Here is a 14,209-nt window from a genome sequence, read left to right on the forward strand (position 1 = left end):
ATGAATTAGCGAAAACTTACACACGGTTCCTTTCAACTATTTTTGATATTTCAGCACATAACTATTGGTGCCATCACTACCATCCAAAGCTACACCACTTGGACAATAAAGATATTCCAACTCATTGTTCCCATCCATCAACAATTGCGGTCTCTCAAATTTGACATTCTTACCATAACGGGCCTTCGCACCATCCGGAACGATTCCGTTGAGGTAAAAATTCTGACAATTATGAAATCCGGATAATGGTTCCGCTTCAAATGTAATTCCATCTTCAGATACCCAAAGTAAGCCACCCCCTTTTTCCAGGATTCCATGATTATCTGTAGTTAACAGGCAAATATGATTTCTCCATAGGAATGCATAACCATCTTCAATTCTAACTTCATTGCTTATAATAGGATTTGCTTGAATAATATAAGGTCCCTCCAGTTTATTAGCAATTGCCACACCCATACTCACTTTTCCCTTAGGTCGGGGACCAGACAATGCCTTAAAATACAAATGATATTTACCATTGGGATGTTTTATGATACTCGGATTATTCACGCCCAAACCACTATTAAAACACCATATAGTACTATCAGTAGGAGGACTTAATAAGGGCATATTCCTATTCGGTATATCCGTCCATGGCCCATTGATATCATCACTCACCATCATCCCTATTCTCTGGTTAGGACCATGCTGTTTAGCTCCATCATTGGCGATATATACCAACACATATTTATCGTCAATTTTCTTAATACTAGGATTATGAAAACCAGCGGAATTCCACCTGTCATTCCCTCTTCCCTTTCCTACCACTTCCACAAAGCGGAAGGGACCCTCTGGACTTTTTGACACATAATGTGCAATCTCACTATTGAAGCGCCACGCAATTTTAAAAGGCTCTTCTGAGGACCATCGTGCACAAAAAAGATGAACATTCCCCTGCTCATCTCTTATGGGAGAACTTCCCCAGATATCATAACCCGGCTCATTGACCGCTTCGCCAATCAATTTCCAATGATCAGCAATAGCAGTAGGCCCTTCCCAAGAGGCTTCTGTATGTTGTGCTTTGCTCCCAGCATTTTTCTTAGTTCCTTTATCTTGACAAGAAATAAAAACAATAAAGCAAAGCAGTAAAGTTGAAAATAATATACGTGCACTATTCATAAATGATAATTATTAATCTAATTTAGTTTCAATTACCTATACCTGATGAACCATACGTAAAAAACAATGCCCACCTCCTTAAACAAGTCTATTACCCAACAAAATAAGAACATAGACAGGGCACTTACATATATTTAGTCCAATTTCCCTTTAGGATGCATCACTAGGCTTTAAATCCCCATTAAAACGTAAGACATCTCCTTTTTGGGTGTCGTAACTTTTAAGTATATGACCATATTGCAATTGTAAGGTATTCCCCAACTTAGAGTGTACAACAAGCGCTTTCAATTTTCCATCCTCCCATTCCATACTCACTTCAAAACCCTTTCGTGCCATGATTCCTTCGACAAAACCATTTGCCCACTCCCGAGGTAAAGCCGGCAATATATTCACCACTCCGTCATGACTTTGCAGCAACATCTCAGTAACACCTGAGACCATTCCAAAATTACCATCTATTTGAAAAGGAGGGTGAACATCCAAAAGGTTAGGCAAAGTAGATTTTCGTTGTAATGCCACAATATTCTCATAAGCTTTTTGAGGTTCCAGGAGGCGAGCCCAAAAATTAATGATCCATGCACGACTCCAGCCAGTATGGCCTCCTCCATGAGCCAATCTATACTCAATAGTTTTTTTTGCGGCATCAAACAGCTTTGGTGTTTTTGTTTTTGATATCTGATTAGAAGGGTGCAAGGCATATAAATGAGAGATATGACGGTGCCCCGGTTGCTCTTCCGGAAATTCCTCCACCCATTCCATCAATCGACCATCGCTTCCTATCTGCAGCGGTGGCATTTGCTTCAGTTTAGTTTTCAGAACTTCACTAAATTCTTTATCTACTCCTAAAATATCAGCTGATGCAATACAATTATGGAACAATTCAAAGATAATTTCGCGATCCATCGTAGACCCCATGCTGATGGTCGCCATCTTACCGTCTTTATCAAAAAAACTGTTCTCAGGCGATACAGAAGGGCCGGTAACTAATAAACCGGTTTTAGGATCAGGCACCATGAAATCAACAAAAAATTGTGCTGCCTCTTTCATCACCGGATAAGCATAAGTTCGCAGGTAGTCTTTATCTTCGGTAAATTCATAATGGGTATATAAATGCTGACAACACCAAGCAGCTCCCATTGGCCACATACCATAACGTGCACGTTCAAACCCAAAGGTGTTATGCCAAACATCACTGGTATGATGTGCCACAAAGCCACGGCAACCATAAGTTTCTTTGGCTGTTATTCTACCCATTTGCCGAAGATCACCTATAAAATCTAAAAATGGCTGATGACACTCAGAGAGGTTGGTCATCTCTGCCATCCAATAATTCATTTGAACATTGATATTGATGTGGTAATCTGAATTCCATGGCGGCTTAAAACCATTGACCCATATCCCTTGCAAATTAGCGGGAAGGGTACCCGGCCTTGAACTACTAATCATCAAGTACCGTCCAAATTGGTACTGAAGCTGCGTCAAATAATTGTCTACTCCACCTTTTTTTACCAACTTCAATCGTTTATCTGTAGGCAAATCCTCTCCATCGTTGTCTGAAAGATGAAGATCTACACGTTTAAACAACGAACGATAGTCGGCAATATGCCTCTTTTCTAACTCATCGAAACCAAGGGTCAACGAAGCATCTAAATGCTGCTGGCACAAAGTTTTGGGAGCACCGCCTCTATAATTACTCACAGCCGCTATTCTAATCAGCACCTCATCTGCATTATTTATCACAAGCTTACCATCCTGAACGTGGGTTGATCCGCCCTTGGTTTCAAAATCAATGGCCGCATGAAAAATAACGCCAACGCCTTGCCCCACATGTTCAGAAAAGTGAATGGTATTATTTACCCACTCTATTTTCGTATTCTCCGTCCTTTCCACATGGGCTGAAAGACTAATGGAATGGTCTTTATCGGCAGAATACCTAAAAACCATTACTTTATCCGGGAAACTAGAAAAGTACTCCTGTTTGTATTTCACTCCGTTTTTTTCGAACGAAGTACTTACCTTTGCACAATTCAAGTCTAATTCACGCCTGTAATTCTCAAGGCTATCCATGCCCGCATTTTCAATCAACAAATTAGCCAACATTTGATAGGCATTGGTTCCAGAAGGTAAACGTGTAGACAAGAGCTTTTCTGCCACAACACGTTCTGCTTTCACATATTGACCATCAAACAATAACTGGCGAATCTCATCCAAGGCTTTATACCCATTCTTCTTATCATGATACTTCTTTTCTCCGCTCCAAATCGTTTCTTCATTCAAGCAAATGACTTCCTGAGCGGGTGCTCCATAAATCATAGCACCCAGACTACCATTACCAATGGGCAAACCCTCATTCCATTTTGAAGTGGGCTGATCAAACCATATCTTTAATGGTATATCTTCCTTTGTTTCAATAGTATTACATCCGCATAAGAACAACATCCCGAAAAGAAACAGTATCATCCGCTTTACGATGTCATACCTATTCTTTGTCCGGTTTACCTTACTCATATATAACTTCATCTAAACTATTCTTTAATTTGTTGTGCAAGAATCTTTGCCAGAAATGCAGCACCTTCTTCAGCTGGATGCACTCCATCAGGAACCAGTGCTGCTTTACCTATAAAAGGCTGATAAAGGTCAATAAGCGGCAAATGATTTTTCTCAGACAAGCTTCTAATAATAGGTATAACTTCGTGGGCTACAACCTCGCCCCGAATTCTAAAATTATGATGATCAAATACCGGGACAGGCAAGCAAAGATAAATCTTTGGCTTTGGTTTAATACTTAGAAAAGTATCTATCAAACACTGGTAATCAGTCTTAAACCGTTCCGCATTCCAGTTACCAGGTTTTGAGTCATTCGTACCTAGTTTTATTGTAATTATGTCAGGACGAAGGGCAAACACATTGGATATCTCATTACAATTCCAATAAGAAAAGTTACTCCTTTTTAATGCAGTCGCTCCACTTCTCCCACAGTTAACCACGCTATAACCATCCCCCAAAAGTTTGTCCAAAACCTTTGGATAGGCAGTTTCACTTTGTTTCTTATGCTTAGCGCCCGCTGTTATACTATCTCCAACACAAGCTATCATCACAGGACGAGATGAGCATGAGGTAAACAATAGCAAAATAAAACAGGTATAAAAGACGGTCGTACTTAATGCTTTCATATCATTGAATTTACATGTTCGTTACATATTGCCGGTATATGCTTATAGCACAAAATCACTACTCAAAACTTATTTTAAAGACATGCGAGCTACTCCCATAACCTGGTTTCACCTGAACACCTGTAGCTAGGTACAAATAAGCCGGTTTATCATCTATAAAGAGCAATTGAGCACGTTCAAGGTGGCCATGTTTTTTCCCCCTATAGGCAGTGGCATCCTTCAAATATTCTTCTCCTAAATAGTGTGCTAAATCTTCATAAGCTCTTTTTGTATTTTTACTATCAAAGTAAAAACCATCCTTCGATTGCCATAGCAGTCCACCGCCACTATTCCCCAAAGAACCGACAAAATCGCGACTCATAAGATAGACTGAATCATTCATAGCAAAGGCATAGGCATCTTCAAGCTGCATTTTGGGAGGCGTCACCTTCTGGGGAAAGATAGTATACGGTCCTTCCACATTATCGGCAACAGCCACACCATAGGTATAGGCCGAACCTTTAGGTTGTTTAGGAATAACCGATTTATGATACAAAAGATATTTCCCATTATGCTTGATCAATGAAGGGTTAGATACTCCTAACTTAGCTTTGTAGTTCCATAAGGTAGAATCTTGGGGTTTTCGCAAGATGGTACCATCCGGCTCAGCACCACTGGCTGGACGCCAGTTATCACTCAAGTCATCTGCCACATACATGACAATTCGCTGGGTTTTTAATTTACTATTTTCATTAACAATAAAACACAACACGTAACGTCCATCCATATAATGAATTGTTGGATTATGTGGCGAATTAAATAAGCTATCTCTATCCGCAACTGCAACTCCAACATATTCAAAAGGTCCCTCCGGACTGTCACTCACGTAATGGCCTATTTCACAATCCTTGAACCATCCACTAAAATTAGGTTGTGTATTCATGGGCCATTGGGCGGCATACAAATGCACTCTGCCTTCTTTATCCATTACAGGCGATGAGCCCCACACGTGCATGCCTTTATTTTCGGCAGCTACACCAATATATTCTAATTTCATCTTGTTGGTAGGGGTAGTACATCCCCAACCTACTACTATTAATAATCCTAAAATTGCGATTTGTTGAATTTTCATATGTCTAAATTTATTTTTTAATGGTCATATATAACTTATCTTGCGAACAGGTATAAATCATCCTTAAAATAGACATAAAAATATGATTATAAATGGTATCGTAGTATTAGATAAAGATCAATCATCCCCATTTATTTTTTGACATTATAAATATTCGTTCAAATAATATGAATTATTATTCATCATCCCCTAGAGGTCTCAAAATAAACATCCTTATATGGGCTCATTCCCCTCTCCACTAAAGGGACGAGAGACTGATATAGCCAATGCAAATAATTAAATACAAAAAGTAAAATATATAACTTGTACTGCTTGGTAAAACTGCGCAAATATCTTTCATACATAACAGATTTCATCACATTTAGCCCATACACGTAACCAGAAAAAACGTTAGAAAATCTATTAGGTAGTGGCTGCAAGAAAACGACTGTTTTTTCTGTCTTTGATAAGAATTCTTCAAAAACAAGGCTTTCGATATTTTTGAAACCAAGGAGTTTACTGATTGTAAATGACTGTTTCAAAAATGAGAATAACGCAGTATTTGGAGTTTTCTTGCAAAGACTACGTAGTTCTAATACACCATTCAGGTTTTACAATAGACGAAATGATCCAATCTGTATTATCCGGGTAATTTACTTCCACCACCTGATCATCTTTAAGCCAGGCTCTAAAAGAAGACTCATCCACCTGCCCTAAAGAAGTATAGACAGGCACTCCCATAGTTTTTAACATAGCTGCATTGCACAGCTGCTCATATTGGCCCCGCATAGGTAGCACACAAAGCTTTTTCTTCAGAAACAATGCTTCGGCGGGCGTTTCAAACCCTGCATTGCACAGTACCCCTTTTGCAGATGCCATACTTTGAACAAATTCACCATTGTTTACTGGTTGAATAAATACGTTTTTATAAGCAAAGGACCTATTATTGTGTTTCGAAAACACCTGCCAGCTTACCTCATCGTATTGGGTCAGAAAATCAACAATAGCTTCATCCGAATAGGCAGGTAAATAAACGGAGTAATGCTCATTCACTTCAGGCTGAATAGAACGAATATCCTTTCGAATAACCGGAGTAAAGAAACCATCTCCCAATGTTTTAAAATGAAAACCATAATGACAGCTAGCTGGAGCATAATACCTAAGAACAAACCTACCAAGCCAGCTATTCACCTTAGGCTTAGGAGCCCCTTTATGCAGTACTGCCGACTGATGCGAAAGGCCAATACATTCTTTAGCCCTGAGCCTACAAGCCCAGGCAACAACAGGTTCAAAATCATTTATCACCAAATCATAATTCCAAACCGGCACTGTCAATATATCTGCCACAAAGTTCATCACACGCATATTCGCCACCGACTTAAAAAAATCAACACCTCCATTTGTACCAAAAATAAAACCCGCTCCATGCAAGCGATATTTAATATCCCAAGGCAACTCAATATCGCACTGGTTTCCACTTATGGCAATATCTACCTTTCCATAATTTTTTAAAATGGGAATGATATCCAGTGCCCGGGCGATGTGCCCATTCCCTGTTCCCTGTAGGGCATATAAAATTTTCATGTCCATCTAGTTTGCATTTTAATCACTAAGAACATCTCTAAACATAGATTTAAACAACACTTTATCAGAGCCAAATAAGTAATTCACTTTTGCCTCCTCATCTTCGTCTTCGACAGGGTCTTCATGCTTATAATACACCAAATCCCACTGATTATCAGCGTACTCCAATGCCGTCAGATTCTCAACCCAATCGCCTGAATTCAGATACATGACAGAGCCCTGTGCATTGGATATAAGCTTTTGTGCAGGCCAATGAATATGGCCACAAATAGCATAGTGATAACGTTTCTTAATGGCCAGATCACTCACTGTTTTTTCAAAACGTGTGGTAACATCCGTTTTCCGGCTTGTCTTCACCATTCTTTTAATATCCCTCGACAAAGAGATACGGCGCTGTCCGAATAAAGCCAGCAGGTCATTGACTGTTTTATTAATAATGGTCAGTATGGCATAACCAGTGGCCCCAAGTTTAGCCAACCATTTAGAATGATGCATCACCACATCAAAAGCATCGCCATGAAAAATCCAGCTCTTTTTACCATCCATGTTCAACAATACTTTATTAACCACAAACAGGTTACCGATACTAAGTCCCACAAAACGCCGTAAAGCCTCATCATGATTACCTACAATATAATACACTGTAGTCCCTTGCTCCATCATTTTTATAATTTGACGAATAACTTTCAAGTGAGACTTTGGAAAGTAAGACTTTGAAAACTGCCAAATATCTATGACATCACCATTCAACACCAAGGTCTGGGGCTGAACTGATTTCAAATAACCAAGCAATTCTTTCGCTTTACAACTACGTGTTCCCAGATGCATATCGGAAATAACAACCGTATTCATCATTTTGGGCGCCTTCTTCTGTTTTGAACTCATTATTTCTTCAACATTTATTCATACAAAAATAAATGTCGCACAAGAACTTAGTGTAAACTAAAAGCAAAGAAAACATGAATGATGAACCCGTGTTAATTTTATATGATCACCCAAGACAGAAAAACATATTACCCCCTAAAATATGTTTGCAGGTTTATTTCAAATATCTACCTTCGTGTTTACGATTTAACATTACATATTGTGAAATACATATATACACTCATCGTTTTAATAATAGGTTGTTTTTTGGCCATACAAGGAAGTATCAACACACAACTCACCTCATATTTGAAACATCCCTTACAGGGGGCATTGGTTAATTTTTTAGTGGGAACAATAACGTTGGTTGGCCTAAACATTATTTTCAAGACGCATATACCCGATTGGGCACATGTAAAAACTGCTCCTATCTACTTATTCTTAGGTGGTTGCCTGGGTGCTATCTTCGTATCATCCGTCATCTTCTTTATTCCCAAAATAGGTGTTACTACAGTACTGGCTGCATCCATTGCCGGACAGTTAATAGCTGCATCTATCATTGACCACTACGGCTTCTTTGGTTTTACAGTACACACCATAAGCGCTGGAAAAGTTATTGGAATACTCCTCCTACTAGCTGGAATATTTATGATTCAGAAGTATTAATCCTTTAAGACAAACAAACATTACATTGGTAAAAAAATTGCTAATTTTCACAACTATATATTGAACACTGCGTAGAAGGCAGCTTAATTCCATTTTTTTAATATGAATTTAAGCAGCATTCGTTCAAAAATATTAGTGAGTTTTGGAGTTCTTGTATTAGTAGTGGTAATAGCCTTGAGTACTACGTTCTTCTACACCATCAGCAACACATTAAAAAAAGATATCCGCACCGACAAACTATTCAACTTTCTCGAAGCCTCCCAAGCCGATTTGCGAACGGTATTTGAAAAAGCCATAGAATCGTCCATCACCATCGCATCAGACCCCGGCATACGCATGTGGTTTGAAGGTGGAGAAAAAGATGAACTGCTAAAGCAATTAACCCTCGATAAGCTAAATGCCATCAAGAACGACTTTGGCTACATGGCCATATTCGCAGCCAATGCAAAAACGCATAACTTCTGGACAGGAGACCGTAAGCTATTAGAAGTCCTTAACGAATCCGATCCCGATGACAGCTGGTTTTTCACTACCCTAGAAAAAGGCCTTAAAGTAACCACTAACTTTGACTTTAATTTAGAGTTAAATGAAACCGCATTATGGATTAATGTATTAATGGGTGATCCTGCTCATCCCACAGGTATCGCCGGCATTGGGCTGAATCCATCAAAAATGGTAAACACCCTGAATACCAAGAGATTTAGCAAAAATAGTTATTTATGCATTATCGACGATTCAGGTACCATTAAATTGTCGCAGAACAAGAATCACATTAACAATCAATTAGATAGTATTTTTAACAGCTCCATTGCCCAGCAAATTTATCAGTCAAAAGGAAAAATACTGCTATCTGATACGGAGCTAAACGATGATAAATATGAGATTGCAGCTATGGATATAGGTGCCACCCATCACAAGATAATCCTCACCCTCCCCAGTAGCGAATTGGCAAGTTTGGTAAACCCCATTCGAAACTATTCTATCATTATTGGCTTTATATTTTTGGTACTGGCCATTATCATATCCTATGCCATTGCCCGATCACTTACCAACCCAATATTGAGGTTAAAAAATATAGCCACCTTACTTTCCAATGGAGAGTTGAGAGTACATATTGATCAGGATTTAAAACAACGTAAAGATGAGATAGGACAGCTATCTGCCACCTTTAATGAAATGAAGCATCGTATCTCAGATGTCATAAAACAAGTAAAAAACACAGGTATGCACATCTCCGAAGGAGGTCAGCAACTAGCCCATTCGGCCAATGAACTTTCCAGCCGTTCAATGCAACAAGCCAGCTCCTCAGAAGAAGTCTCTGCTTCCATGGAAGAAATGGGTGCTAACATTGAGCAAAATGCAGATAATTCAAAGCATTCTGAACAAATAATGAATCAAGCATACAACAATACAATTGAAGGAGGTGAGAAAATAAGTAAGGCCTTTGAAGCCGTTAAATCTATCTCGCAGAAGATACAAGTAATTGAAGATATAGCTTACCAAACCAATATACTATCACTCAATGCAGCCGTTGAAGCAGCCAGAGCAGGTGAAGAAGGAAAAGGATTTGCAGTAGTAGCGTCAGAGGTTCGCAAACTGGCCGAACGTAGCCGACTATCTGCCAACGAGATAACCAAGAGCACTACAAATATGGTTGAAGCCGCAGAAAGGGCCAGAGAAATATTCGAGTTACTAATACCTAATATACAAAAAGCCAACAATCTGGCTGTTGAAATATCAGCTTCGTCAGCAGAACAGCACGAAGGAGCTCGACAAATTAACAAATCTATTATAGAACTGGACAGCGTATCACAGGGGAATGCATCTGCAGCTGACACCATATCACAGCTCACAGAATCATTTTCAGAAGAAATAAAAAAACTAAATGATGTTATTTCGTTTTTCAAACTAGCGTAGCCAAAAGATATATGGAAAAGAAAAACATCTACTGGGCGACTCCAACAAGCAACTTAACTCAATTGAGCCCCCAATAGGCTACTTTAAAAAATTATTATCCAAAAAATCCTGAAACTGCTCCTTATACTGATCACTTATAGGAATAAAAACCTTACCATCAAAGATAATACGATTACGCTCTATGGTTGTAATCTTATTGAGGTGTACAATAAACGAACGATGCACCCGCATAAAAGCCTCGTCAGGCAAGTGCTGCTGCATCTTCTTAATACTCATTAAAGCCATAACAGGTTTCTGATTCTCCAAATGAATACGCACATAATCCCGCATTCCTTCAGCATAAAGAATATCTTTGTAACTGATTCTTATAATCTTATATTCTGATTTAATAAACAAAAACTGATCATTATTATGAACCGTTTCAGCTCCTTTATTATCTGAGAAAAAACGTTCCTTTGTTTTATCTGTTGACTTCAAAAAATCGGCATAAGCGATGGGCTTTACCAGATAATCTGCTGCATCCACTTGAAACCCTTCAACGGCATACTCTCGATAAGCCGTTGTAAATATAACTTTGGGCGGATTAGAAAGTGCCTTAACAAATTCCATTCCAGTTAAATCGGGCATATTAATATCCACGAACATCAGATCAACCGAGTTATCGTTCAAAAACTCCATGGCCTTTAGGGCATTTGAAAAGCTACCCAACAATTTTAGATAGGGAGTCATGGTAATATACCCCTCAATTTGCCTTAAAGCCAAAGGCTCATCATCAATCGCAATACATGTTATCATATCGGTACGTTTAAATTTACTGCAAACAGCTTATTATCGGGCAATTTACCTATATCCAGTTTATAATCCTTGCCATAAATAAGTTCCAACCTGTTTCGGCTGTTTTCGATCCCTACTCCTGAATTCTTATTCTCTGCTTTTCGCTCAAATATTTTATTGATGACATCAAAAGTCATCCTATCCTTTTCAAAACAAAAGGAAATACGCACAAAACACGGTTCAGAATAACTTATTCCATGCTTAAAAGCATTTTCAATATACGAAATAGTCAACAAAGGAGGAATATGTACAGCGGGTAAAACATCGGGGATATCCAACTCTACGTTCACCTCCTTGGTAAAGCGTATTTTCATCAGCTCGATATAACTTCTAATAAACTCCATTTCCTTGGCCAAAGGAACCTTATCCGTTTTTGACTCATAGAGCATATAACCCATCATACGAGACAATTTAATGATGGCATCCTTGGCCTCTTCTGCGCTAATATCAACCAGAGCATGAATATTATTAAGCGTATTCATAAAAAAATGCGGACTGATTTGATTTTGTAAGAAAGCCATCTTATTTTCCACATTCTCCTTTTCTAACTTAATCTTTGTTTGCTCCGACTCCAACCACTTGGTAGAGAACTTTAGGCCGGTATCAAAACCCAACAACAATATGGTCAGCACCAACAAATTAACATATGGAGGTATAAATTCCCGAGGAGGCCCCATCGCTTCTATTTTATCCATTCCACGTTCGGGACGCTGCATATTATTCCGCCCCAGATCCATGGGAGGGCCATCCATAAATGGGTGCTCAACAACGCTACCCCTTTCTGGCACACCTCCACGCACATACCTTTCTCGCATATACATTGTACAAACAAAAAGCAATAAAATAGCTGTCAAAGAAATAAAATATTTCAGGCGTTTATTCCTAAAAAACAGCATAGGAAGCAAAATCATCCTATTGATCAGAAATATGAAAAAGATAATCACATACTCTAACCATATCCGAAGAATATGATCCCAGTTAACCTCATCCTCAAAATCGCCAAACATTAGAGGGATAAAAAATATCAGTGCCCATACAAAAAATGTAATGATCTGCTGAATTCGTCCTATTTTAAGTCGTATCATTGAAGGTAATTGTTTTTCTATAGGCACTAATTGATGTTCAAATGTATTAAAATAATTGATTTTACGCTTTAAACGGTTGTTTTTCCAACTGCATACTTCCATCTTCTCCTTTATAAATATTTATCCAAGCCTCCCAGTTTTGGTGATCCACCTCAGGATAATCCAACCGATAATGACTACATCTACTCTCAGTACGCATCAACGATGCTTTTAATTTCATCTCAGCACTAATAACCATATTAGCGGTCTCGTGCGCCAGGCGTAGTTCATGTAAATCATTTGCTTTGAGCATAGGCAAATGATGATCTCGCAACTCTTCGACATAAGCCAAGGCAGCGCGCATCAAGCTCTCTTTTTTTATATAGAGAACAAAATTAGGTATCATGATACCTTGCAAGGTTTGTGTAACCCAAGCAGGACTATAACCAGACGTTCTTTGCAAAGGTGCTTGAATCTCACTTGTGATATCCTTCTTTTTTTTCGCGGATACAGACAGTCCTTGAATCCCATTTGAGTAGACAGCTGCAGCCTCTCCTGCGATGGCTCCCTGAACTGCTGATCCGGCCAATGAAGATCCTATCTGAGTGTAGATAGCTCCGGACATATATGACCCCAAGGCATCTCCTGCCGCAAATAAACCGGTAATATTAGACTCGCACTGATCGTTGATTGGAACCAAGCCCTCTGATTTATGAATCGCCATACCTGCTGAGGCCCCTCCCACAGGATTACCACCCATACCCGGGGGAGGTCCCTTCCGTTCTCCTTCCTTCTCCCTAGCCCCAGCAGCACGTCCTCCTTCTGGCCTATCTCCCGCTGGACTATCCCTTTCAGGCCTTTTATTTTGAGGATGAGACCTTTCATGGCCTCGGGTATTTTCTCCTCCAATTCCTTCAGGACGATATGGTCCACCAGCAACTTGCTTACTGGCACCATCCCCCGGAGGTCCCATTTTAGCTGCACCTCCACTCATATAAGCCATGTAGTTCATATCCACACCTAAATCATGACGAATACCCACACCAACTGTATTAGGCTTTTGCAAGAACATATCACCCCAACCATCAAAACATGCTGCAGCATTTTTAGCTCTCCCGGGATGCCCATCATTCCACTCTTTACCTGTAACTTTAGCCCCGATATTATAAGCCATCACAGTCCCATCATGTGTTAAATCACAAATAGGAAAACCATTGGGTTTAAAACCTCCCGCTCCAGTACAAAGAACAACACTTTTCGCATTAAAAAAATAAGTTTTAGCTTCATCGATACTAAAACCCGCTGCTCCCACCATCTTCTCATCCTCTTTAATCAGATGGGTAATCGTAACCCTTTCAATGACGGGTATATTTCGTTCTCGAATGGGCTTACTAAATGCTTTGTGATACAAAGGGGAATCAAAGAAACCCCATTCTCGTAGCTCCTGCACGCGGGCCTTTGAGTGTTCTGCCACCTGACGAGTATAAATGGGATTATTGGTACCCATCGCAGAGTAGGATACTGCATCTACATATTCATCTAAACTATATTCAGCCGTTGCTGCATCATAAACGAAAATACCCTTTGCAAAGGGTGTTTGTCCTGATGAGCCCAGCCGCCCCTTAGAAACCATCATCACCTTAGCACCTGCATCATGCGCTTTTACCGCTGCAAACAATCCGGCCATACCACTTCCTATTACCAACACGTCGACTTCCACATCTTCACTCTCCATATCGCCCACATCAAATGAAGGTTTCTCCTCACTCCATCCATCACCAGAAAAAGCCATAGAACCCAAGGCAGCCGCTCCCAACACGCCTCCTGTTAGCCCAAGAAACTTGCGTCGTGACATCTCA

11 protein-coding genes are annotated in these 14,209 nt (G+C 39.6%); 2 read left to right on the forward strand and 9 right to left on the reverse strand.

What is annotated here, in order from left to right; translation table 11 throughout:
* Positions 1-36: 36 nt before the first annotated feature.
* The 6 genes from CYTFE_RS0116505 to CYTFE_RS0116535 all read right to left on the reverse strand — a co-directional run bounded on the left by CYTFE_RS0116505 (position 37) and on the right by CYTFE_RS0116535 (position 7,890).
* On the reverse strand, positions 37-1,158 hold the full coding sequence (locus tag CYTFE_RS0116505; protein WP_027472700.1) for a glycoside hydrolase family protein: 1,122 nt from the start codon (positions 1,156-1,158) through the stop codon (positions 37-39).
* 150 nt (positions 1,159-1,308) lie between these two features.
* Positions 1,309-3,678, reverse strand: coding sequence for a glycoside hydrolase family 95 protein (locus CYTFE_RS26920; RefSeq protein ID WP_081736018.1), 2,370 nt, complete (start codon positions 3,676-3,678; stop codon positions 1,309-1,311).
* A 5-nt stretch (positions 3,679-3,683) separates the two neighbouring features.
* A complete protein-coding gene (locus tag CYTFE_RS0116515) occupies positions 3,684-4,331 on the reverse strand; it encodes a GDSL-type esterase/lipase family protein (protein WP_044211897.1) in 648 nt (215 codons plus the stop codon).
* A gap of 58 nt (positions 4,332-4,389) precedes the next feature.
* Positions 4,390-5,442 (reverse strand): glycoside hydrolase family protein, encoded by a 1,053-nt coding sequence (locus CYTFE_RS26925; RefSeq protein ID WP_052343248.1) that lies wholly within the window; start codon positions 5,440-5,442, stop codon positions 4,390-4,392.
* 561 nt (positions 5,443-6,003) lie between these two features.
* Positions 6,004-7,011 carry a glycosyltransferase family protein gene (locus CYTFE_RS26930; RefSeq protein ID WP_211238187.1) on the reverse strand — a complete coding sequence of 336 codons (1,008 nt, stop codon included), beginning with the start codon at positions 7,009-7,011 and terminating at the stop codon, positions 6,004-6,006.
* A gap of 12 nt (positions 7,012-7,023) precedes the next feature.
* On the reverse strand, positions 7,024-7,890 hold the full coding sequence (locus tag CYTFE_RS0116535; RefSeq protein ID WP_027472703.1) for a UDP-2,3-diacylglucosamine diphosphatase: 867 nt from the start codon (positions 7,888-7,890) through the stop codon (positions 7,024-7,026).
* 201 nt (positions 7,891-8,091) lie between these two features.
* Between CYTFE_RS0116535 and CYTFE_RS0116540 the strand changes: the two genes are divergently transcribed.
* Both CYTFE_RS0116540 and CYTFE_RS28915 read left to right on the forward strand, forming a co-directional pair.
* Positions 8,092-8,535 carry a DMT family transporter gene (locus CYTFE_RS0116540; protein WP_235207939.1) on the forward strand — a complete coding sequence of 148 codons (444 nt, stop codon included), beginning with the start codon at positions 8,092-8,094 and terminating at the stop codon, positions 8,533-8,535.
* A gap of 102 nt (positions 8,536-8,637) precedes the next feature.
* The gene (locus tag CYTFE_RS28915; protein WP_052343249.1) at positions 8,638-10,452 is read left to right on the forward strand and encodes a methyl-accepting chemotaxis protein; all 1,815 of its coding nucleotides are present in this window, start codon (positions 8,638-8,640) and stop codon (positions 10,450-10,452) included.
* Positions 10,453-10,530: 78 nt separating this feature from the next.
* On the opposite strand, the gene CYTFE_RS0116550 is transcribed toward CYTFE_RS28915, so the two are convergent.
* Genes CYTFE_RS0116550 through CYTFE_RS0116560 form a run of 3 tightly spaced genes read right to left on the reverse strand, consistent with a single transcriptional unit; the run spans position 10,531 to position 14,205 of the window.
* Complete coding sequence (locus CYTFE_RS0116550) at positions 10,531-11,247, reverse strand: LytR/AlgR family response regulator transcription factor (RefSeq protein ID WP_027472705.1); 717 nt, start codon at positions 11,245-11,247, stop codon at positions 10,531-10,533.
* Complete coding sequence (locus tag CYTFE_RS0116555) at positions 11,244-12,473, reverse strand: sensor histidine kinase (protein ID WP_027472706.1); 1,230 nt, start codon at positions 12,471-12,473, stop codon at positions 11,244-11,246. The genes CYTFE_RS0116550 and CYTFE_RS0116555 overlap by 4 nt, the downstream gene beginning before the upstream one ends.
* Complete coding sequence (locus CYTFE_RS0116560) at positions 12,433-14,205, reverse strand: FAD-dependent oxidoreductase (RefSeq protein ID WP_200871186.1); 1,773 nt, start codon at positions 14,203-14,205, stop codon at positions 12,433-12,435. Before CYTFE_RS0116560 ends, CYTFE_RS0116555 begins: the two co-directional genes overlap by 41 nt.
* Between the last annotated feature and the right edge of the window lie 4 nt (positions 14,206-14,209).

Source organism: Saccharicrinis fermentans DSM 9555 = JCM 21142 (assembly GCF_000517085.1).
Lineage (GTDB): Bacteria > Bacteroidota > Bacteroidia > Bacteroidales > Marinilabiliaceae > Saccharicrinis > Saccharicrinis fermentans.